General features: G+C 36.2%; 19 protein-coding genes. 7 read left to right on the top strand and 12 right to left on the bottom strand.

Annotated features, from left to right (window positions below; translation table 11 throughout):
- Positions 1-14: 14 nt before the first annotated feature.
- On the bottom strand, positions 15-3,260 hold the full coding sequence (locus AAOP42_RS07185) for a HEAT repeat domain-containing protein (protein WP_349527800.1): 3,246 nt from the start codon (positions 3,258-3,260) through the stop codon (positions 15-17).
- Positions 3,261-3,524: 264 nt separating this feature from the next.
- On the opposite strand from AAOP42_RS07185, the gene pckA reads away from it, so the two are divergent.
- Complete coding sequence (gene pckA, locus AAOP42_RS07180) at positions 3,525-5,144, top strand: phosphoenolpyruvate carboxykinase (ATP) (protein ID WP_349527799.1); 1,620 nt, start codon at positions 3,525-3,527, stop codon at positions 5,142-5,144.
- 59 nt (positions 5,145-5,203) lie between these two features.
- Here pckA and AAOP42_RS07175 read toward each other — a convergent pair whose 3' ends face one another.
- The 10 genes from AAOP42_RS07175 to AAOP42_RS07130 all read right to left on the bottom strand — a co-directional run bounded on the left by AAOP42_RS07175 (position 5,204) and on the right by AAOP42_RS07130 (position 16,184).
- The gene (locus AAOP42_RS07175) at positions 5,204-7,132 is read right to left on the bottom strand and encodes a c-type cytochrome (RefSeq protein WP_349527798.1); all 1,929 of its coding nucleotides are present in this window, start codon (positions 7,130-7,132) and stop codon (positions 5,204-5,206) included.
- A gap of 5 nt (positions 7,133-7,137) precedes the next feature.
- On the bottom strand, positions 7,138-9,015 hold the full coding sequence (locus AAOP42_RS07170; RefSeq protein WP_349527797.1) for a 3-keto-alpha-glucoside-1,2-lyase-like domain-containing protein: 1,878 nt from the start codon (positions 9,013-9,015) through the stop codon (positions 7,138-7,140).
- Positions 9,016-9,144: 129 nt separating this feature from the next.
- Entirely contained in the window at positions 9,145-10,104 is a 960-nt protein-coding gene (locus AAOP42_RS07165; RefSeq protein ID WP_349527796.1) for an ROK family protein, read from the bottom strand.
- Between the two features lie 178 nt (positions 10,105-10,282).
- On the bottom strand, positions 10,283-12,088 hold the full coding sequence (locus AAOP42_RS07160; protein WP_349527795.1) for a sodium:solute symporter family protein: 1,806 nt from the start codon (positions 12,086-12,088) through the stop codon (positions 10,283-10,285).
- Between the two features lie 171 nt (positions 12,089-12,259).
- A complete protein-coding gene (locus AAOP42_RS07155) occupies positions 12,260-12,520 on the bottom strand; it encodes an HAD-IA family hydrolase (RefSeq protein WP_349527794.1) in 261 nt (86 codons plus the stop codon).
- On the bottom strand, positions 12,492-12,869 hold the full coding sequence (locus AAOP42_RS07150) for an HAD family hydrolase (RefSeq protein WP_349527793.1): 378 nt from the start codon (positions 12,867-12,869) through the stop codon (positions 12,492-12,494). Before AAOP42_RS07150 ends, AAOP42_RS07155 begins: the two co-directional genes overlap by 29 nt.
- A 43-nt stretch (positions 12,870-12,912) precedes the next feature.
- Positions 12,913-13,548, bottom strand: coding sequence for a polysaccharide deacetylase family protein (locus AAOP42_RS07145; RefSeq protein ID WP_349527792.1), 636 nt, complete (start codon positions 13,546-13,548; stop codon positions 12,913-12,915).
- A gap of 5 nt (positions 13,549-13,553) precedes the next feature.
- Positions 13,554-14,768, bottom strand: coding sequence for a GAF domain-containing SpoIIE family protein phosphatase (locus AAOP42_RS07140; protein ID WP_349527791.1), 1,215 nt, complete (start codon positions 14,766-14,768; stop codon positions 13,554-13,556).
- A 4-nt stretch (positions 14,769-14,772) separates the two neighbouring features.
- Positions 14,773-15,027 (bottom strand): transporter, encoded by a 255-nt coding sequence (locus AAOP42_RS07135; protein ID WP_349527790.1) that lies wholly within the window; start codon positions 15,025-15,027, stop codon positions 14,773-14,775.
- Between the two features lie 29 nt (positions 15,028-15,056).
- Positions 15,057-16,184 (bottom strand): glycosyltransferase, encoded by a 1,128-nt coding sequence (locus AAOP42_RS07130; RefSeq protein WP_349527789.1) that lies wholly within the window; start codon positions 16,182-16,184, stop codon positions 15,057-15,059.
- Between the two features lie 127 nt (positions 16,185-16,311).
- Here AAOP42_RS07130 and ruvC point away from each other — a divergent pair, with 127 nt between their 5' ends.
- The gene (gene ruvC, locus AAOP42_RS07125) at positions 16,312-16,878 is read left to right on the top strand and encodes a crossover junction endodeoxyribonuclease RuvC (protein ID WP_349527788.1); all 567 of its coding nucleotides are present in this window, start codon (positions 16,312-16,314) and stop codon (positions 16,876-16,878) included.
- A gap of 23 nt (positions 16,879-16,901) precedes the next feature.
- On the opposite strand, the gene AAOP42_RS07120 is transcribed toward ruvC, so the two are convergent.
- Positions 16,902-17,357, bottom strand: coding sequence for a CBS domain-containing protein (locus tag AAOP42_RS07120; RefSeq protein ID WP_349527787.1), 456 nt, complete (start codon positions 17,355-17,357; stop codon positions 16,902-16,904).
- A gap of 306 nt (positions 17,358-17,663) precedes the next feature.
- Here AAOP42_RS07120 and AAOP42_RS07115 point away from each other — a divergent pair, with 306 nt between their 5' ends.
- The 5 genes from AAOP42_RS07115 to AAOP42_RS07095 all read left to right on the top strand — a co-directional run bounded on the left by AAOP42_RS07115 (position 17,664) and on the right by AAOP42_RS07095 (position 22,609).
- Positions 17,664-18,536, top strand: a complete 873-nt coding sequence (locus AAOP42_RS07115) for a sigma-70 family RNA polymerase sigma factor (RefSeq protein WP_349527786.1) — start codon at positions 17,664-17,666, stop codon at positions 18,534-18,536.
- A gap of 159 nt (positions 18,537-18,695) precedes the next feature.
- A complete protein-coding gene (locus AAOP42_RS07110) occupies positions 18,696-19,790 on the top strand; it encodes a Nif3-like dinuclear metal center hexameric protein (RefSeq protein WP_349527785.1) in 1,095 nt (364 codons plus the stop codon).
- A 6-nt stretch (positions 19,791-19,796) separates the two neighbouring features.
- A complete protein-coding gene (locus AAOP42_RS07105) occupies positions 19,797-20,573 on the top strand; it encodes a zinc ribbon domain-containing protein (protein WP_349527784.1) in 777 nt (258 codons plus the stop codon).
- A 90-nt stretch (positions 20,574-20,663) separates the two neighbouring features.
- Complete coding sequence (locus tag AAOP42_RS07100) at positions 20,664-22,100, top strand: tetratricopeptide repeat protein (protein ID WP_349527783.1); 1,437 nt, start codon at positions 20,664-20,666, stop codon at positions 22,098-22,100.
- 56 nt (positions 22,101-22,156) lie between these two features.
- The gene (locus AAOP42_RS07095) at positions 22,157-22,609 is read left to right on the top strand and encodes a hypothetical protein (RefSeq protein ID WP_349527782.1); all 453 of its coding nucleotides are present in this window, start codon (positions 22,157-22,159) and stop codon (positions 22,607-22,609) included.
- Positions 22,610-22,653: the final 44 nt, after the last annotated feature.

Raw genomic sequence — 22,653 nt, 5'->3', positions numbered from 1 at the left:
AGCGAAATATGAATTTAAAAAATTGATTCTATTTCTTCTTTTACTTCTCTTTCATTGACAATAGACAAAATACCATCTACCATTTCTATATGCTTAGATACTTTGTCATACAGTTGGTCTTTATCTAATACCAACAAAATGGTGTCTGTATCTGCGGTAATAGAATATGGATTTACGTCTGTGCTTACAATCAATTTATGTCCGATTATTCCTCTTTCTTTTATAGTATCTACTGTTTTGTCTCCATCGTGAACCCTTAATCGTCCACTCAAAACTATATAAACAGGAGAGTTACCACTATCTCCTTTTTCAACTATCGTTATCCCCTTAGCAACCTGAATCTCGTCTAAACATAATGCTAGTTCTACTAACATCACACCAGGTATCTTTTGAAATGCCTCAAGCTGTTTCAAAAGAATAGCCCGTTCCACAACCAAAATCTTTTGATGAAACTTTTCTTCTTTGGATTTGAATACCGGTGGCACAATAGCCTTATCCAATTCCTTTTTAACAGATGTCCTCAACCTCCTTGTATGATAATGATATGCATCCTTATCCAGTCTATACATAACTGCTGCTGCAGTTTGAAGCATGAAAGGATTGGGATTAAACAAGTTGGCTATGATATCATCCTTCACCTTAACACCTCTCATCAATGTCAGCTTATACAAAGCAAGCCCTTTGGTCCAAATATTAATATGGTTATAATCTCTGTTAATGATTTGAAGGAGTAAATCTTCATAAGATTCAAAATCTTCCGGGGGGTAAAAATCATTCAGTTTAATTAATTTATCCACATCCCTCACATCATCAAGCACAGAAAACAACTTAGGTTTAAGGTCTTCATCAACAAAAATATCCAGCATTTCTATTGCAAAAGAGACACTGTCCGTCGTTCCTACAAGGATATTGTCTTTTACCAACCTGATACTTTGAGCATCATAAATCATAGACAACAACATGAAAATATTGTCAAAGTTCTTTTTGTTTTCTTCTTTGATGGCTTCAATGATCATTTTATCAATAAAATCATCGTTGGGAATATCCATCAAGGCCTTAATGTTCCAGGCAATATCACCAATATCATTCTCTATTGCTATCTTAATCCTGGCACCCTGAAAATCTCCTGCCTCAAATCCGATATAGCTCAATGATAGCAATATCTCGGAAACTATCTGTTTGTCCGGAAAATCAATTTTTTTCCACAATAAGTCACTCGCAGGTTTACCCCCAACTTTACCAAATATTTGTATAATTCTGATCATTGTATCTAATTGCTGACCAGTTTTGTAGAAAGACGAATCGAGATTAGGGAAAACAGATTCACCTGAAGCTATTAAAGCAGAATCAGCTGAATTACTGTAAGTGGGCAAATGAAGGTTTTCTATCAGAATAGACCAAAACTCAGGGCGTTTTAGTTTTCCGGCACTTACCATAGCAGATTTCCTTACATGAGGATTAATATCCCTCATTAGTTCAGCTAAAAAGGGGACATATTTATCCTCTTCTAGTTTTACAAGAGCCTTTGTTGCATAAATTCTATTCTTGATATCTGTTGACCTAACCAGCTTTTTTATTCCGGTTTCTGTCAATTTAAAATCGTCTATCTCATGTAGCACTTCTATTGCCTGAGCAGCAATTTTCTTAACATCCGAATCTTTCTCCTTTCTTACCTCCCGCTCCAAAATTTCAAGGGTATTGAAACTCCTTAACTGACCTAATCTTTTATAAGCATATATTCGTAGCTCTTTATGTTCGGATCTTATAAAATCAAGCAAAGAAAAATCCAACATTATCGGCTCCATCCTTTCCAGGAGTTTCAATGCATTCAACACCTTATCAGGATCTCTATCTCTAAGTTCGGACTTAATTACATTGATCGTATTGTGCTCATTTCTGGTACCCTCTCCTTTGAGTTTGGATTTCTGATCCTTAAGAGTTGATTTAAGTGCATTCTTATATTCGGAAAATAATTTACCTGCATAATAAATAATGGCAAATGCGAGAGCCATGATAAAATAGGTGTAATGGATTAGTTTAAAGAAAGCCAACAATCCTAACCCTATTTGCATAGCACCTGCAATTAGCACAGCTATTTCATTGACTACACCTTCTATCTTGGACTGAATATCAAACCGTATTTTTAAATCGAAAGGCAAAAAGAATAATTTGAAAGCCGGATTTTCCAGTGCATCTTTAAGAGAAGCGGTGAACAGCTTACCCATCCCCGTGAAAATAAAGAAAAACAAATACTCTTCTGTTTTAATATCATACACAAAAATATGCCCGGATACAATTGCTCCTAAAGTGAATATAGCCAGTACAAATGGCATTACCATTAAGGATACTTTTAGCCCGTATTTTCCAATAATAATGTCATTGACAAAACTCTGAATCAGGAAACTAACCACCATAATAGTTCCATTGAAGAAAGAAAGGAAGTTTCTCAGTTCATCCTCAACAGGATACATCGTTTCAGTAGCCGAAAGAAATACATAATCAGTAAAAACCGCAGAACCCATTGAAAAAATCAAAAACAAAGAAAGTAATCTTAAGTAGCGATTTTTAATTAAGTCAATAAACTTAACAGGCTTTACTTTATCAGTTTTTCTTAGTCGTGTGGCACTGTCAATATTAAAATCTTTAACTATCCAGATGGTAAAAAATAAAATTCCAAAAGCAGCTCCGGCAGAAATGAACAATAGATCATTTGTCTTATCAATAAACCCCAACTCGGTCATTGCAGGAATAGAGAAAAAAGCCACCATGGTTGCTGTAAGTTGCCCGGTATCTATCCCTCCTATAATTCTTTTGGATTGCTTTAAATCAAAGACTCTACCGAATACACCCCAGAAACCCAACAAGGTAATGGATGAAATAGGCCCTATTAATACAAATAAAACAAATGGAAGTATTGGAAATTCCGAACCTATGATTCCATAATCCGTGTATAGAAAAAACCAAATGAGTCCAACCAGAATGGCGAAGGTTATGAAGGCATTTGTTACAACCAGACTGGAAAAATTAATTCGCCGCTGTAACTGAACGTAGATGTAAGTAGAAAAAATTCCTAGAAAACCAGCTGTGAAAAAAGCGTTATCAAGATACTCTTTACCTACTGTTGTGAGAAACAAAGTTTCGGAACCAATTTGATAGGAAGCAAGGAATACCCCCATACAAAAACCCTTTGCAAGCAACAGCAACATGGGCTTTTCCTCACCAGGTTGTCCTCCAAGAAAAGCTAAAAACGATTGTAGCACAATAAAAAGTTAAATTAAGAATCTAATCTATCCAAATTCTGTCAATTTTCAAGTGTAAATTATAAAAATTATAATTTACAGCATAACTCAACGTTATAATTTAATTTTTTGAATTTGTAAAACTCAAAAATTGATTTTGACAGCTTTTCTCATAACTACTATCATCGCCAAAAATATATAATATTTTTTTATATAAAGGTAAATACTTAAAGTATTCTATACATTTGGATACAGCATGTATTCACCACTCAAAAATGTATTTTAATGATAGAAAATGGCCTAAAACCACTTAAAAACGGACTGGATTTTTCAGGTATAAAAAAGTGCAAAGAAGTGCACTGGAATCTGACACCTGCAGAACTAATAGAACAGGCAATTCTAAATAGGGAAGGTCAGATAACAGATACAGGTGCACTTATGTGTGATACAGGAAAGTTTACAGGAAGATCTCCAAAAGATCGGTTTATAGTAGAGGATGCTAAAACAAAGAACACTGTCTGGTGGGGCGATATCAATATCGCTATTTCAGAACATCATTTTGATAGACTCTACAACAAAATGATTGAGTATATTGAATACAAAAAAATATATGTAAGAGATGCATATGCAGGAGCAGACAAAACCCACAGATTAAACTTGAGGATAATCAATACCCTTGCATGGCAAAACCTGTTTTGTTACAATATGTTCCTCAGACCTGAGAGATATAAGCTTGAGAATTTTGAGCCGGACTTTACTATTATTTGTTGCCCTGAGTTTGAAGCAGATCCTAAAATGGACGGTACCCGTCAATCCAATTTTGCCATTCTCAACCTAAGCAAAAGAATAATCCTTATTGGAGGAACTGCCTATGCAGGAGAAATGAAGAAGGGTGTATTTTCAGTATTGAATTACATACTTCCTCAAGAAAAAGGTGTCCTTTCAATGCATTGCTCTGCCAATATTGGGATAGAAAAGCACGACTCAGCAATTTTTTTCGGCTTATCTGGTACCGGCAAAACAACCTTGTCAGCAGATCCAAACCGGCTACTCATTGGAGATGACGAACATGGTTGGACCCAAAGTAATATATTCAATTTTGAAGGAGGATGCTATGCAAAGGCTATTGACCTGACCAGAGAAAAAGAACCTGAAATATATGATGCCATTCGCTTTGGAGCACTTGTTGAAAATACCAGATTTTATCCTGACACTCATACTGTAGATTACGAAAATGTATCAGTAACAGAAAATACAAGAACTGCATATCCTTTGTATCATATTGCCAATGCTGTTTCTCCATCTATTGGAGGAATACCAAAAAACATATTCTTTCTAACTTGTGACGCTTACGGTGTGATTCCTCCTATCTCCATACTTACCAAAGAGCAAGCGATGTATCATTTTATTTCCGGATATACTGCAAAAGTCGCTGGTACGGAAGCCGGAATCACTGAACCTCAAACGGTTTTTAGTGCCTGTTTTGGCGCACCCTTTTTTCCGCTCCATCCTACCAAATATGCTGAAATGCTTGGTAAAAAGATGGAAGAACACAATACAAACGTATGGCTAATCAATACAGGATGGACAGGAGGGCCTTATGGTATTGGCTCCAGAATAAAGTTGAAATACACCAGGGCAATGATAACTGCTGCTTTAAATGATTCATTATCGAATGTCGGATTTCGGCAACATTCTGTTTTTGGCATTTCTATCCCTATGACATGTCCAAATGTGCCATCAGAATTGCTCAGTCCACGTGAAACTTGGAAAAATGATATTGGCTACTACCAAAAAGCAAATGAATTAGCCAGGCAGTTCATTGAAAATTTCAAAAAATACACAGAGTTTGCCAATGACAAAATAATGTCCGGAGAACCAAAAGAAAACTTAAAGTATTTGTAAAAACAAAAGCACCCGGATTTGGGTGCTTTTGTTTTTCTATTCTTTCCAACTACCTAAAATCATTTCAGAGAATTGATCCAGGCTGCTATTTTCAATGCCTGATCTCTTGGGACCTGTGGCATTGGAGCCATAGGAGTAGCGTACTCCGGCCAGTTTTTAGGCTGAGGATTGTAAATCAATTCTACAATCTTCTCATTAGAATAGTTGCGCTTTGCTACTGCCTGAAAAGAAGGCCCTACTACTCTTTTGTCTTTCTGATGGCAGGCATTACAGGTGTTTCTTGTCAACAACCGGCCTATTTCAGCATCACTAAGTACTTCTTCTTTTTTAACCACAGCCTTAGAAATTTGCTTTTTTACGATCTTCTTTGGCTTTGCCTGTGCACTTGAACGTTTCGTTGACAACTCACTGACAGGTAGCTTTGTTCCCTCTGGAATATTATTCAATGTATAGTAAAAAGAAGGGTGTAATATGCCAGTTCCTTCTGCATCTTTAACTCCTTCCAAATTAAATTCATGCACATAAAATTGACGCATGTTGTCCATCACTATCCTTACTTTTAACCCATCATCACTCACTTTCACTCCTTTTACTTTGGCTTCTTCCAGATTGGTCTGAGGACTACCGTAAACTGCGTGATATTTATAGATATAGCTTTTTCCTAAATAAGAATCTAAATCTTCAGCTGATTCGCGATCAACAGGCTTGGTAAATTCTACTTCAAAACCATCAGCTTTTGACTTCACTGATTTCATTTCGAAAGGCATTTTTCCTGTCCAGGTTAAATATTCCAATCCGGAATTTTTCGGACCAGCTGATCCCCAACCTCTGTTGGTTTCTCCAACAAACAGGTTGCCATTTTGATCGTAATCCATTCTCATTACCCCTGACTGAAAACCTTGTCTAAAATCAAATGCAACCCCCTGATATTCTCCTTTTACTTTTTCCAACACCACTCGCATAATTTTACTTTGCCCCTGATCTCCTATAAAAACCTGGCCTTCAAACGGACCAAATTTCCCCATCGATTTATCTACAATCAACTGGGAGTTGGAAATACCCAATATACCATGTGGCAAAATCACAGATGGCAATTGAATCTGAGGAAATTTCTCCTTCATTTCATATACAAAATCAGGATCTTCCTCATTCTCAATATTAGCAGGCTTCACATATCTGCCATTTAGTATTACCTGACGCTTATCTATGTTTGCGTAAAATTCTTCCTCTGAGATTTTTACCGGAGAATCAGGATGTCCTGCCCATTTTAAACCCGCCGGATTAGAAGTAAATGCACCTTTTGGCAAATGCCACAATCCACCGGATCCAACCCAATCACCTTGATTCTCAGTGTAAAACAATTCATCGTCAATCAATCCATATCCGGCTGGAGAACGCATTCCTGTTGCCCATGGTGTCATTTTTCCATCTTCCGTAATATTAAACATCCAACCTCTCCAAGGCACCAGACTTTGACCTCTCCACCATTCCTGGCCTTCAAAACCCACATTTGTAGAAACAAAAAATGAATTGTCCGGAGCTATCACAGGGCCATAAGAATACTCATGATAATTTGTGGAAATTGGCCAGGCATATATGGTTTCGTAACTGTCAGCAACTCTGTCTCCGTCCAAATCGGTCAATTTAGTCAGTTCACCACGCTGAACAGTATATAAAGAACCTTCCTTAAATGCCAATCCTAATGGCTCATGTAAACCTGAAGCAAACTTCTTGAAACTTGGCTGAGTACCGCCTTCCATTGTTGGGTTTTCTATGAACCATACATCCCCTCTTCGAGTGGCAATAGCCACACTTCCATCTTGCAAAACCTGTACTCCTCCGGCTTCCAATAAAACACCTTCAGGCACAGCTACGGTTGTTATTCTATAATAATCCGATTCTTTGGGTTCGTTTTGAGCACTTAAATTAGAGGCACAAAATAGAGCCACTGCCAATACTGGCATATATATATGTTTGAAAATATTCATAACCATTACCATATTATTTCATACTTAATTTTTGATCCATCTACCGGCAATACCAACTCCTGGACATTGTCTATTGTTCTGATTTTAGGCACCTGACCTGACAATACATTTACATAGTATTGTTGATCATTGATGGCATAAGAACCGTCAGGCATTTTTCTGATGTTGCCATCGGCTACCTTATAATACCAATTGCTCAAGTTGGATTGTGAAAAAGCTACTTCGTGGATCAAATATGTTTCTGATGCGTCTGCAACAACTTTATTTTCAATTTCTACCCCTTTATAAATATGCTTAAAAACAGGTAAACCTGAAGCCTTATCTAATACATAACCTTTTGGTTTAAAATCAGCAAAATCTGCTTTATCAGGAAATGGGCTCTCTTCACTGGATAATTCAGCTAAAGGTTGATTCAAAAAAGTCCACTGCACTGCTCCTCTTGGTTCAAATGTCGCATTGCCTCTATTGTGCCACATAGGAGTAGCATCTACAAAATCACCTCTCCACACTCCTATCAGGTTTGCTGAATTCAAATCATAGACATAATTGAGTCCATCAGGAGTACCCACACCGATGGTATGCGAAAGTTTCTTACTACCTTCAAAACTCACAAAAGCTCTTAACAAACGTGGTTTTTGTTCTGCATTTACAAAAATCGGTGAAACCGAAGATGGCTTTTCCGGATATGAATCATATTGATGGAAAGATTTTTTGTTGGAATTGTTTCCTTTGATACTAAGACCCAGTCGGGAAGCCCTCCATTCTGCGGATTTATAATTGTAAATGGTAAAAGGATATGTCCCCGAATTCAACTTCAGAGTTTCACTGGAATTTCCCTGTGCTGAAGAAGAAAGGTTTTCTACAATAGTTTCATTGTTTAAAACGAATTTTACTCCTCCGGTATATCCTACAGAAAAGGTGTATTCATCTGTTTCAGGAATGACCAATGACCCTGAAAATATCAAGGCGTAATTGTCTTCATCGCCTGCCAGACTTACATCGATCAACGATGTGCTACCCTCCTTTACAGGTTTTTCATTCTCAAATTCTTCTATTCCTTTAAACTCTCCATGATAACTTTTGAAGGTTAAACCATTCATTTCAACTTTAGAATCTGCAAGCAGTTTATATTTAATGTTTTTGATGGCCACCGGGCCATGATCCCCTTGTATCACTAATGGCCCCATAGCCACTTCTTCCCCTGAAATAGGCCCACCTGTAGGCAATGTTACGTCTGCATTGGTATGTATTCTTACTCCATTGAGATCAACAGATACAAACTTGGCATTTTTGATTTTATTTCCTGCGGCATCAAATCTTGGTGCCTGAAAATGGATTTTCATTTTTTGCCATAAACCAGGTGCCTTTGCTGCATTGGTTGTAGGTGGGATACCTATCATCTTTTTACTATAGTCATTACCATGACTTTGATAAATCCCTCCAATATCGGTGAATTTAGGGCTTTTTACTCCCCAACTGTCGAGCAATTGTATTTCATATCTTCCTTGTAAGTAAATCCCTGAATTTGAACCCTTAGGCATCATTACTTCCAACTCCAATTCTATATCACCATGTTCCCAGTCGGTAATAAGTTTGTCTTTTTTCTCCTTATTATTAATGTTTAGTAAAATACCAGTTCCGGCTGTAAATGTCACCGCTTGTAACTCTTCAACAACGTCTTTCTTCTTTTTCTTCTTTTTTGAATCAGCAGTAGGTTCAGGTTTATAGTGAACATCCACTTGACGATTCATGACAACATCACCAACGATTTGCCAGTTACCTGCCTGAGGTTTAAAATCATCCAGGTTTTCCAGCGAGAGCTGGGTTTGAGCCATCACGCTATTGGCAAAAGCAATGACGACAGCACATAAAAGTATTCTCATTTAGTTTGTATTTATATAAAAAATTGTAGTGATTTTAAAAAAGTGCAAAGTATTTGCTTTTATCTTCCAGTAAGTGGATTTTTTATACATTATATTGGAAAAATTGGCACTTAAAATACTTCATTCATTTTATTTTATCTTATCCCAAACCAGGCTGGCGGCTCCAATGATTGGGGCACCCTGACTGCCCAGCTGTGATGGCAATACCTTTACTTTGTCTCTATAAATTTTCATCAGATTCTTTTCCATATACTTTATCGTCGGCTTAAAAATATGATCTCCTGCCAGAGACAATCCACCGAAAAGAAAAATGGCTTCAGGATTGAAAATCGTGACCATGTCAGCCAATTTCGTGCCAAGAATTTTGCCAGTATATCTAAATGCTTCTACTGCAATTACATCTCCTTTATCTGCTGCCTCGGATATTTCTTTGGTAGTCAACTCATTGAAAGTCACCCCTCTAAACACACTGTCTTCATGACTATCCACTAATAATTTAAAAATTGTTCGATTGATACCTGTTGCTGAAACATAAGTTTCCAGACAACCTTTCTTTCCGCACTTACAAGACCTTCCTCTACCATACTTTACCGCAATGTGTCCCATTTCACCAGCCAGTCCATCATGACCTATCATGAGTTGACCATTAGAAATAAAACCACTTCCCAACCCTGTGCCCAGTGTGACCATGATAAAATCTTTCATTCCTTTAGCTCCTCCAAATACTTGCTCTCCAACTGCAGCAGCATTAGCATCATTGCTTACCACGGTTGGCACACCAAAATTTGCAGTAAGCAGGTCTGCGACTGGAAGCTCTCCCTTCCATGGTAAATTTGAGGCATGAGTTATAGAACCTGTAAAATAGTTGCCAAATGGTGCTCCCACGCCAATGCCTATCAGTTCATAATCAGAAGTATTATTAGCTAAAGATATCTTTATTTTTGAACTTAACGCATCAATATATTTATCAAATTCCTTATATACAGCTGTATCTATTTTGTCCTGAAATAAGACTTTCCCTTCCATATCTACCAAACCAAATTTGGTTCCCGTACCTCCTATATCAATCCCTATCGTAACTTTTTTCATTGGTTTTAAATTCAAGTTCTATGGTTCAACGATCAAGCAAATTAGTGTTTTTAAAAATTCAAAAGTAAAAAACACATCTCAGATAATAATGATAAAACCCCAAATGAATTTCAATAATTCACCCGGGGTTTTCTTATTTAATCAAAGAGTTTTATGATAACTCTTTTAAGAGAAAAAATTAGTTCAAATTAAGTTTGGACAGTATCTTAAACAAACTGATGGTGCCAACAATAGCTACGAGAGACAATATTGCTCCCTGAACAATGTTGCCATAAACAAACCCACCTATAGCAAATAAGGAACAATATATGGTCAAACAACCAATGAAAATCAACAATACCTGTTGAGGCATTTGCCAGGCGACTCCTTCTCCATCATCACATGGTTCTCCATCTGCTTTAGCCTCTTCCACTACCTTTTTCCATCCCGGACCTCCTGGTTTAGTTAGTTTATAAAATCTTCTCAATGTCTCTTTGTCCTCAGGCTCAGTCACCAATGTAGCCACCAGCCATGTGATGGTTACAATTGTCACAGTAAACAAAAGTTTTACAGTAAACCCATCAAACATTTCTGTTGCTACAGATGAATCCTCAACAAACAATACAAGTACAAATGCCACAATTGTAGCGACAATCATAGCCGATATTTCTGTAATTGCATTGATTCTCCACCAAAACCACCTCAATAAATAAATAGCCCCGGAACCTGCACCTGACAACAGCAAGATATTAAATGCATCAGTTGCATTGTCCAAAATAGTGAGAGATAATATACCAGCTAACACCATAAGTGCCACAGTAGTTATCCTACCCATGGTCACCATTTCGTTATCTGTTGCATCCGGTTTTAAAAACCTCTTATAGAAGTCATTGACCACATAAGATGATCCCCAATTCAGGTGGGTACCTATAGTTGACATATATGCTGCAATAATGGATGCCACGACCAGTCCCAACCAGCCAGTTCCAAGTTTTGAAAGCATAACCGGGTAAGCAATATCATCTTTTAGATAGGTAGGATCAAGATCAGGAAATTCAGACTGAATGGATGCCATATCAGGATAAATAACCATAGATGCCAATGCCACAATAATCCAGGGCCATGGACGCAATGCATAATGTGCAAAATTGAAAAGCAAAGTAGCTCCCACAGCATTCTTTTCATTTTTAGCTGACAACATCCTTTGAGCAATATAGCCTCCACCACCAGGCTCAGCACCAGGATACCAAACTGCCCACCACTGCACTGCAACTGGAATCAGCAAAAGAGGCACCCAAACTGTGGGATCTGACAGGTCAGGTAAAACTCCTAATTTATCTTGTATCGCAGGATGACTTATCAAATTACTTAACCCTCCTACTTCTGGTTGCCTTACAGCTACAATAGCGGCATAAACAGCACCGAACATCGCAATACCATACTGAAAAAAATCAGCCCAAACCACTCCTTTTATTCCTCCAAGAGAAGCATAAATAACCACAACAATTGAAGCTCCAACTACTACTATCCATGGTTCAAGACCGAGCATTACCCCACCTATTTTAATAGCAGCCAAAGTCACTGATCCCATTATCAGGCAGTTGAAGAAAACCCCCAAGTAAATTGACCGGAATCCTCTTAAGAAAGAAGCCAGTTTTCCTCCATATCTTATCTCGTAAAATTCAAGATCAGTGACTACATTGGATTTTCTCCAAAGTCTGGCGTAAATAAACACAGTAACCATACCGGTGATAAGGAAAGCCCACCAAGCCCAGTTTTTGGAAACACCATTTTCTCTAACGAATCCCGTAACGAGGTTTGGAGTATCAGCAGAAAATGTACAGGCTACCATTGATATACCCAGCAACCACCAAGGCATTCCACGTCCTCCTAGAAAGAATTCTTCGGAACTTTTACCGGCGGTTCTGGAAGCTACCCAGCCTATTCCCAGCACTATAACAAAAAAGGCTCCTATTATGACCCAGTCGATTGTTTGTAACAGCATTTAGTATAAATTTTAGTAATTAATGATCTTAAAAAATTTTTCTTTAACTCAAAAAGAGCCGAAAGATAATTAAAATTAAATAGCACTTACAACATATATCATTTTTTAATGTTCACGTCAACAATGAGCCTATAGGCATATTTTGAGATTTTTTGATATTTAACAAAGATTTTAGAGTACACTTAAAATATCACTCCATACATATCCGGGTTGAATATGGTATGTATGAATGCCTAGTTCTTTGGCTTTTTTTATGTTATCCCATGAATCATCTACAAACAATGTTTCATCAGGTATCAAATTGGATTTGGTCAATATGTTGGTAAAAGCCTCTGCTTCAGGCTTTCTTATACCTTCAACATGAGAATAATAGATTCGTTCAAAAAGATCAGGAAAAGGAAACTTATATAAATTTAAAAAAATAAGGTTCAAACTGTTTTTGATGTATCTGATTGGTATTGCTTAATAAAAATACCCGGTATTTCTTTTTCAACTCTAAAATAAAATCTACCCTGTCTTTTGGAATATCCAATAACATTTTAGTCCAGGCTCTATTGATTTCCTCATCGGTTATCTTTCTTTCCGACAATGTCTTTATTACATTTCTAAATTCCTGATCTGTTGCTTCACCAATTTCATACTTGTCGAAAACAGGGTCTCTATAATAATGTCCCGTGCTATTGGCTATCTCTTTTATACCAAGATCATCAAAAGCCTTGAGAGAAGCCGAAATATCAAGGTTTAGGATCACCCCTCCAAAATCAAAAATTATATTTTTCATATTGCTATTTGCTTTTTAAAACCCATTTACCGGATTGTGAATCTCAAATTGCTTTAAATTGAAATCCCTGTTTACTAAAATGCTTCAAAAATTCAGGAAGTACAAATGACAGTTTTTTGTATGCCTTCAAACTATCATGAAAAACAACAACGTCATTGTCTTGAGTATTCATCACCGCCTTTTTCAGGCAATTTTCTTTTTCCAAAGAAATGTCAAAATCACCTGTAAGATAAGTCCACATCACTATATCATAGTCACGCTTCAAAACTGCTATTTGCGTTCTGCTAATTCTGCCATGAGGTGGACGAAACAATCTTTTTTTTTTGATTCCGATATGCTTTTCTATTTCCTTTTGGCACTTTTCAGTGTTTTCAAGATACTGAGCTGTGGAAGTGTTCCATCCAATTAAATGATTGAATGTATGATTTCCAATAGAATGTCCCTTTTCTAAAATTTCATTGAATTCCAACGGGTACTTTTCGATATTATGTCCCACACAAAAAAATGTAGCTTTTGCATCGTATTGCTTTAACTGATTCAGTACGAAAGAAGTAACCTCAGGTATGGGGCCGTCATCGAATGTGAGATAAATTGTCTTATCCAAAGAATCAATACTCCATGTAAGTCCGGAATACATCTTTTGCAGCCACATTGGAGTTTTATGGAAATATAATCCCACGGCGTTTATTCTACCCGACAGGTCAACAATGTCACATCATCACGATAAGAAATTTCTCCCCGAAAATGATCTACTTCCTCCAGAACTTTGTCGTTGATATCATTTGGGGAATCGCAAGATATTTGAGTAATCAACTTCTCTATTCTTTCCGGGCCAAATTCTTCATCATTGACATTCATAACCTCAGACAACCCATCTGTGTAACAAAATAGATTAAAAGAAGACACATTCTTAAACGAACCCATGGTGTTAAATGGTAATGGACAAAACATTCCCAACACAGTAGTGCCCTGATCTAAAAGGTGAGTTGAACCATCTTCCAGACAAATTAAAGGAAGATTATGTCCACAGTTAATATACTCAAAACGTTGAATTTTATGATCGTATAAAGCGATGAAAAACGTAATAAAAATCTCACCGTTTCCACTGAAATTTATTTGATAATTCAAATCCTCTACTATCTCCTTTAGGTCATCAGTTTTTCTGACTAAAGTTCGTAAGGATGCTTGAAAATTGGACATCATCAATGCAGCGGGAACACCCTTGCCAGACACATCTGCAATACACAAAATGAATTTATCGTCACCTAGCGGAATGTAGTCATAGTAGTCTCCTCCCACATCTTTATGGGGCAAATATTTAGCAGCTATTTCAACCGGACTTCCTTTAGGTAATTCTTTAGGGAAAAGAAATTGCTGAACCTGTTTTGCAATTTCCATTTCCTTCTTATAGGCTTCTTGCTCCAGTTGCTGATTGGCCAACTTCTTATTTTCGATGGCTACCAAAATAATATTGGTCAGGGCCTCCAAAAAAGTAGTACCTGACCTAAGCGTACCTCCCAATTCATCCTTTTTCAAATCGCCAACAAATACCACCGCAAGCAGCCTTTCTTTATGTAGAACGGGAATTGCTAAATCAAACTCTCCAAATTTTCCTTCTTTACTTTTCAACTCTACAGACTCGGTAAGGCTCGAAAAATCATGAGGAATATTGTTTTGACAAAAATCGTTCGAAACGCCAAAATTAACTTTACAAACCCACTCATCATCCAACACAAAAAGAGCTAATTTTCTAACATTAAAATCAGCAAGTAGTGTAAACTTATAAATTTTATAAAGTGATTCCTCAGGCAGATTATTGTTGATTGCCTGCGTTACTTCAAGCAAAGCATTCAACTCTAACTCTTTGAGATTTGCTTCGGTAGAAAAAGAGTTTTCCAAGTAGTTAGTTTTTATTGTGTGCTTTCAATCCCTCCTTAGAGGCTAAGTAAAAATAATTCCGGAAATTAACCTCTAAGTCAACAGATGATGAATCAAGCTCTACGTCTGGTTCGGAAAAGCATTTGATCCAGCCCTTATTGTAAATTTTCATTAAAATAGGCTTAAGATCTGAGTCTTCAAGATCTGTTGATTTGAGTAACTCAGTGTAGTGGATAACAAAATACAACTCATCCAATACGTCAAATTCCAAATCACTCATTTCAGCATATTTTTTATTCTATTACTAAGTCAATTACCATATACCCTGCCTTTCCAACTGTATTTTCCAAAATTAGAAGCTATTGCAAAGAAAACAACATAAAAAGGGTAAATAATTTCCAGCAAAAAGAATGATAATAATTGGCTTTTTACATCTAAAAATTTAGTAGCAATTCGCATGAATAAAAAATCTATAATGGCCTTACTAGCAAGAAAAGTCAACCAATACGAAACATTAGATAATAGAGCCATTTCAAACATTGCCCAAAGAGCCGAAACATTAATAAGGAATATCAAAATTGGAATGAGTTTAGAATAAATATCCTGATGGTACTTCCATTTTGCACCCCACCTTCTCCTTTGATCGATAAGTTTCTTCAACGAATCCGGAGCGGTTGTTTCTACTATAGAGTTAGGATTCTTCAAAAAATAAATTCCATCCTGAAATTTATTTTTTACTTTTCTAAGTAAAAATTCATCATCTCCGGACGGAATATTTTCATTTCCCTGATATCCATCTACAGCCAAAAAGACTTCTCTTTTATAAGAAAAATTTGCGCCATTAATCATTGTTGGAATACCTCGTTTCATAGTAGCTGCACCAATTATTACCAAAATAGACAATTCTATATTAAGCAGATTCACTAAATAATTTCCATGACTTTCATATCTCACTCCACCAAAAATCAACTTTGAGTTAGGGTTTCCAATGTATGCTTCCAAATAACATTGAATCCAATATTCAGGTACTTTACAATCACCATCTGTACAAAGAATAACATCTCCTCCGGCAACTAAAACTCCCGCCTCTATAGCTTTTTTCTTACCTGAAAGCTCATCCCCAAGATGTATCAATTTCACATTCATATGTTGTTCAGTAATTGATTCTACCAGCTCATTGGTATTGTCGTCTGAATGGTCATCAATTACAATTACCTCATATAATACAGGATCAGCCCTGTTTTTAAGAATAGAATCAAGAGTATTTTCAATATTTAACCCTTCATTTCTTACCGGGATTAACACTGAAATCAATAATTTCTTTGGCTCAGGCCTGACATCTCCAAACTCTGTAGTTTTCATAGAAAACCATGAAGACATTATCCATAAGGCAAAAAATATAAAAAGGATCATTACCCCAACCGTCACATATATCATATCAACTTGACATTTTTATTTCTCTTAAAAAAAGCAGAGTACATCGGGTATGGAACGGTAACGCCAGTGGTACTTGTATCCATATCAAATTGTTTTATAATAAAACTCTTATCTCTAAATTGCATCAATGGTGAATTTAAAAAGTGACAGTAGCAAAGAGAAAATAATACTTGGACTTGATCCCGGTACAAGTGTAATGGGATATGGAATCATCTTAATTCAAAATAAAAAAATAAAGCTTCTTCAGTTCGGCGTAATCCACCTGAGCAAATATACCAATCATGAAATGAAGCTTAAGAAAATATTTGAACGTGTGTTAAGTGTCATAGAAGAATTTCAACCCGATGAAGTGGCACTTGAAGCACCTTTTTATGGCAAAAACATACAATCAATGCTCAAACTCGGCCGGGCGCAAGGTGTAGCTATGGCAGCTGCATTGTCAAGGGAAATTCCCATTACAGAATACGCACCTAAAAAGGTAAAACAGTCCGTAACCGGAAATGGAAATGCCTCCAAAGAGCAGGTAGCCAAAATGCTCATGACCCTTTTACAAATAAAAGACATGCCCAAACTTTTGGATGCTTCCGATGCTTTGGCTGTAGCACTTTGTCATCATTTTCAAGGAGGAAACCCACAATCAGGAAATAAAAGCTGGAAATCCTTCATTAGCGACAACCCCAACCGGGTAAAATAGAAACGTAATCTTCATAAAAAAAACTACCAGGTAGTGGCTTTGATTTTTAAAGCCGCCTTCATAATGTCTCTTCTACTCACCTGCCCTTTCAAAATTCCGTTATGAAGCACGGGGAATCTTCTCACATAAGTACTCAAAAATTCGTTTGCCGCATCCACCACAGAAGTGTCTATGTCTAATGTTTTAACATTCTCAGACATGTAATCGGAGACTAACCCTTTTCCTGACGGTATATTATGATAGGAGGATTGGAATAATATTTTCAAACAATCTTTTTCGGAAAGCATACCAACTAATTCTCGCCTTTCATTCAAAACGGGTCCCCCTGAGATTCTTTTGTCTAACATTATCTTGATAGCGTCTGCTATTTCCTGATCTGGACTGAATGTTATCAAATCACTTTCTCTAGCCATATAATTTGAAATAGGTTCATAAGTGATCACATTGCTTGATTCTTCTTGTACGCCTCTAAAATTCATAGTCTATTTTGGTCTAAGTGTTAATTTTAAAACGAAATCCAACAGATGATATTAACTAAATTTTGTGCTAATTCCAAATATTCGGGGACTATATGTTATATTACCCAACATGGGGTTACAATTTGAACATTTATCGTATTAAAATATAATTCAAAAACCTTTTATACGTTTATGATGTTATATGACATATATGTTTATAAAAATCTTGGCTTAAGAGGGATTAAATACTAACTTTGCGGCTTCAAAATCAAGGAATAAAAAAATCAAATATAGCAACACAATAATAAGTAGGGCAAATAAAAAATCATGAGACAACTAAAGATTACGCAATCAATTACCAATCGCCGGGAAAGCCACACACTTGAAAAGTATTTTACAGAAGTAAGTAGTGTGCCAATGATTACCCCGGATGAAGAAGTAACATTAGCGCAGAGAATTAAGCAAGGAGATGACTTGGCATTGGAAAAATTGGTTAAATCAAATTTAAGATTTGTAGTTTCCGTTGCTAAACAATATCAAAATAGAAGTTTACCTCTTAATGACCTAATCAATGAAGGAAACTTGGGATTAATAAAGGCAGCAAAGAAATTTGATGAAACTAAAGGTTTCAAATTTATCTCTTACGCAGTTTGGTGGATTAGACAATCAATCATGCAAGCATTGGCCGAGCAATCAAGAATAGTAAGGCTTCCTATGAACAAATCTGGTGCCATCAACCAAATAAGAAGAGCATACGCTGAACTTGAGCAAAAATATGAAAGGGAGCCAACAGAAGAAGAATTGGCTGAAATACTTGATATGAAACCAAGTGAAGTAAGAAACACACTTGGAGCCGAAGTAAAACAAATGTCAATGGATGCACCATTTGGAGAGGATGAATCAGGATCACTTTTAGATGTTTTGGAAAACAAGACTACCATTTCTACTGATGGACAAATGGTATTCAACGATTCGCTAAAGGTTGAAACTATCAGAGCCTTGTCAACTTTAACTGCAAGAGAAAGAGAAGTGGTAAAAATGAGCTTTGGAATAGGATCTGACAATCCATTCACTTTAGAAGAAATTGGTGATATCATGGGATTGACCAGAGAAAGAGTAAGACAAATAAGAGAAAAAGCATTGCAAAAATTAAGAGAACCTACTAAAAATCAGAGGTTGAAAGAATTTTGTGCCAGTTGAATAAGAACTCACATATAATATCATTAAAAAGAACCGGAGCAACTGTCTTCGGTTTTTTTATGCCATTTTTTACCCTGACAAATAGAATCAGTCAATACTGCTGATCCTAAAAAAATAATCTATAACATGTAAATTGCACATCAATTATTAACGGAATATATGAAGGTCAAAGATATCATCCACCAACTCGAAAACTGGGCACCACCAGCTTATCAGGAGTCTTATGATAATGCCCGCCTGATTACAGGTGATGCCAATACCATATTAAAAGGAGTATTGATTACTCTGGATTGTATTGAAGAAGTAGTGCAAGAAGCCATTGAAAAAAAATGCAATTTAATTATTGCTCATCACCCTATAGTTTTTAAAGGATTAAAATCGTTGACTGGAAGTAATTACATTGAACGAACTATCATCAAAGCCATCAAAAATGATATAGCTATCTATGCGATTCACACCAACCTTGACAATGTACATAACGGGGTAAACAAAAAAATAGCTGACCTTTTAGAACTTTCCGATCTGAAGGTATTGGCACCCAAGCCATCCACTTTATCCAAATTAGTGACATTTGTACCAAGTGAAAATACTGATTCCGTATTAAATAAACTACATGAAGCAGGAGCCGGTATGATTGGCAATTACGACCATTGCAGTTTTACTACAGAAGGGATAGGTACTTTCAAACCAAATGATATAGCTACTCCATACATAGGAGAGTCCAATAAAAAAGAAAAACTGAAAGAAAACAGAATTGAAGTAATCTTTCCAACCCACTTGGAGAGGGGAATTTTAAATACTCTAAGGAAAATTCATCCTTATGAAGAAGTAGCCTATTATATCTCAGTACTTTCTAACTCAAATCAGGAAGTTGGTGCCGGACTTATTGGCAACCTGAAAAATGAGATGACCAGCCTTGATTTTTTAAATTATGTAAAAGAAAAATTCAATCTAAAAATAATCAAACATACAAAGATTCATAAAAGCAAAATAATCCGTATAGCGGTATGTGGTGGTGCCGGGAGTTTTCTGCTTTCAAATGCTAAAGGAGCTAAAGCAGACGTTTTTATTACTGCAGATTACAAGTACCATGAGTTTTTTGACGCTGAAAATCAGATAACCATACTCGACATTGGACACTATGAGTCTGAGGTATTTACAAAAGAATTAATTTATGACTTTTTAAAAGAAAAAATAGCTAATATTGCACTCAATTTGTCCGAGGTGGTCACAAATCCAATAAATTACTTTTAAGAATACATGGAAAATACGGTTGCGCAGAAGCTTGAAGCACTTTCGAAATTACAGTCTATTGATTCAGAATTAGATGAAATAGAAAAAATAAGAGGAGCACTCCCAGATGAGGTGATGGATCTTGAAGATGAGATTGCAGGTTATGAAACAAGAGTAGAAAATCACAATCAGGTGATTGCGGATCTTGAACTTTCAATATCAAACAACAAAACCAGTATCAAAGACTCTGAGAAGCTAATTGAAAAGTACAAAGAGCAGCAAATGAATGTTCGCAATAACCGTGAATATGATGCGATCACAAAAGAAATGGAGCTTCAGGAATTAGAGATTCAAATTCAGGAAAAAAGAATAAAAGAATCTCAAGCCAAAATAGAATCAAAAAATCTGGAGATAGAGGACACCAAAAATGTCTTGGAAGAAAGGAAGAAAGATTTAGAAAGTAAAAAACAAGAACTTGAAGTAATCTCCTCTGAAAGCCAGGAGGAAGAAGAAAAACTGATAAAAAACAGAACTAAGGCCGCCAAACAAATTGAAGAAAGGCTTCTTAACTCTTACAACAAACTCAGAAACAATTTGAGAAACAAATTGGCAGTGGTACCTGTCGAAAGAGGTGCTTGTGGAGGCTGTTTCAATGTGGTACCTCCTCAAAAACAAGCAGAAATAAGGGAAACCAAAAAGCTAATTGTTTGTGAGCATTGTGGCAGAATACTATCAGAAGTGATCGAAGAAGAAGTAGAAGAGGTTGTGAAACCAAAGAGAACTAAAAGAACTAAAGCAGTATAGTCTAAGCCAATGGTTCAGAAAAGATATACCGGGAAGGTGGGTTTTGCTCACCTTTTTTTATGCCTTTTTATTTTTATGGCAATAAATGGTATGGCAAAAAACATACTTAATGATCAGCCAGATATAATTGATGCACACAACAACATCCTTAAATTAAAAATAAAAAAAGGCAGAGAAACTCTAGAGCGTATAACTCCAAACGATAAATCTCTGGGGCATTATTATTATGTAAAAAATCTGGCTGATGTTGTTGAACTTTTATTGAACGAAGACACTGAATTGTATAAATCTTATGACGACAGGGAAGACGACTATCTAAAAGAGATAAAAAAAATGAGTGACTCTGATCCATTCAAACTTTTCTATACAGCAGAAATAAAATTGATGTGGGCCTTAGTAAAAATTCAATATGGAGATGAGCTAAACGGTGGAATGAACCTTCGATCTTCCTGGAGTTCCATTCAAAAAAACATTAGTACTTTTCCCGGATTTAACGCAAACAACAAAACCTTAGGTTTGCTACATATTGTGTTTGGCTCTATGCCCGACAACTACCAATGGATATTGAAACTACTAGGAATTAGAGGCAATATTCCTAAGGGCATTGAAGAACTGAATATGATTACCGAAATGAGTCCGTTTTGGTTGGAAACTGCTATAATAAAATCAGTCGTTTCAGTAAATATTTTGAATACCCCTCAAGAGTCACTTGCGTTCATAGAAAAACTATTGAGTGAAAACCCGGATAACATCATCATTAACTACCTTTATAATACCACACTCATCAAATATTCTAAAAGTCAGGAAGCACTCAACAATCTAACAAAGTTGCTCTATTTGGATAATGACTATTTATTTCTCAATTTGATCTATTATCAACTTGGAGAAATCTACTTACAAAAGCAAGATTACAACAGAGCACGTTTATTTTACTCCAAATTTCTAAACGACCATAAAGGTCAGAATTTTGTAAAGGATGCATGGTGTAAAACTGCGATCACCTACTGGCTGCAAAACAATGAAAAATTGGCCGATGTACATGCTGAAAAAGCCGACGATTCCGGAAGAACATTTGTCTCAGCAGATAAAAATGCTGACGAGATATTAGGTGAAGACCAATTACCCAACAAAGAATTGATGAAAATCAGACTTGCTACAGATGGGGGATACTTTGACGAAGCTGAACGAATGTTTTCATCATTAAACGAAAATATGTTCGAGACGAAAAAAGAAAAAACGATATACTATTACCGTCAAGCCCGCCTCAAACACAAACTGGGTGAAGAAGACAAAGCCATATATTTCTATTTATATACTATAAAAAAAGCTGGCAATGAAAATTGGTATTATGCTCCCTATTCCTGCCTAAATACCGGATATATATATATGGACAAGGGAGAAACCGAAAAAGCAAAGTTTTATTTTAACAAAACCCTCTCCTACAAAAAACACCAATACAAAACAGGAATAGATGTAAAAGCAGAAACGGCTCTCAATGCAATCGCAAATGCCCAAAGCATAAAATAAGTTTCTGCCTGAAATATTCAAACAATTAGATATATTTTTGAATCAAAATAAAAATTATGTACCCTACTATTATATTTATACACTCCTGGCTAAGATGGATCATCCTGGCTCTCTTTCTTATTGCTATTGTTAAGTCGTTTATTGGTTATACCAATCAAAAAGAATATGGTAAAGGCGACAATGCGCTCGCCGCTTCATTAGTGGGTACATTGCACTTACAAGCTTTGATCGGTTTGCTTTTGTACTTTGTGTTTAGTCCAATAACTACGAATGCATTCGGGGGAGATGTCTCTCCTATGAAGGATGCAGGTATCAGGTATTGGGCAGTAGAGCATGTCTTTATGATGGTTGTAGCAATAGTAGTTGCTCAAACAGGAAGGTCAAAAGCAAAGAAGAAATCCAATTCCACAGATAAATTTAAAACGCAGGCAATATTTTTCACCATTGCATTTATTTTAATTCTCTCAAGAATACCCTGGTCTGAGGCTGGAAGGCTATTCAGGATATAACTCAATAAAAATCATTTTTCACCATAGCCAATAAGGCAAAAATT

It is taken from the genome of Reichenbachiella sp. MALMAid0571, from assembly GCF_040151475.1.
Classification (GTDB): domain Bacteria; phylum Bacteroidota; class Bacteroidia; order Cytophagales; family Cyclobacteriaceae; genus CAXBNB01.
The sequence above is the reverse complement of the archived record's forward strand: the minus strand, read 5'-3'. Positions and strand labels throughout refer to the sequence as shown.

Excerpts from the sequence above, each read along its gene's own strand:
- pckA (WP_349527799.1), top strand. The coding sequence starts at position 3,525 with ATGATAGAAAATGGCCTAAAACCACTTAAAAACGGACTGGATTTTTCA.
- AAOP42_RS07175 (WP_349527798.1), bottom strand. The coding sequence starts at position 7,132 with ATGAATATTTTCAAACATATATATATGCCAGTATTGGCAGTGGCTCTA.
- AAOP42_RS07170 (WP_349527797.1), bottom strand. The coding sequence starts at position 9,015 with ATGAGAATACTTTTATGTGCTGTCGTCATTGCTTTTGCCAATAGCGTG.
- AAOP42_RS07165 (WP_349527796.1), bottom strand. The coding sequence starts at position 10,104 with ATGAAAAAAGTTACGATAGGGATTGATATAGGAGGTACGGGAACCAAA.
- AAOP42_RS07160 (WP_349527795.1), bottom strand. The coding sequence starts at position 12,088 with ATGCTGTTACAAACAATCGACTGGGTCATAATAGGAGCCTTTTTTGTT.
- AAOP42_RS07150 (WP_349527793.1), bottom strand. The coding sequence starts at position 12,869 with ATGAAAAATATAATTTTTGATTTTGGAGGGGTGATCCTAAACCTTGAT.
- AAOP42_RS07135 (WP_349527790.1), bottom strand. The coding sequence starts at position 15,027 with ATGAGTGATTTGGAATTTGACGTATTGGATGAGTTGTATTTTGTTATC.
- AAOP42_RS07130 (WP_349527789.1), bottom strand. The coding sequence starts at position 16,184 with ATGATATATGTGACGGTTGGGGTAATGATCCTTTTTATATTTTTTGCC.
- ruvC (WP_349527788.1), top strand. The coding sequence starts at position 16,312 with ATGGTGAATTTAAAAAGTGACAGTAGCAAAGAGAAAATAATACTTGGA.
- AAOP42_RS07120 (WP_349527787.1), bottom strand. The coding sequence starts at position 17,357 with ATGAATTTTAGAGGCGTACAAGAAGAATCAAGCAATGTGATCACTTAT.
- AAOP42_RS07115 (WP_349527786.1), top strand. The coding sequence starts at position 17,664 with ATGAGACAACTAAAGATTACGCAATCAATTACCAATCGCCGGGAAAGC.
- AAOP42_RS07110 (WP_349527785.1), top strand. The coding sequence starts at position 18,696 with ATGAAGGTCAAAGATATCATCCACCAACTCGAAAACTGGGCACCACCA.
- AAOP42_RS07105 (WP_349527784.1), top strand. The coding sequence starts at position 19,797 with ATGGAAAATACGGTTGCGCAGAAGCTTGAAGCACTTTCGAAATTACAG.
- AAOP42_RS07100 (WP_349527783.1), top strand. The coding sequence starts at position 20,664 with ATGGCAAAAAACATACTTAATGATCAGCCAGATATAATTGATGCACAC.
- AAOP42_RS07095 (WP_349527782.1), top strand. The coding sequence starts at position 22,157 with ATGTACCCTACTATTATATTTATACACTCCTGGCTAAGATGGATCATC.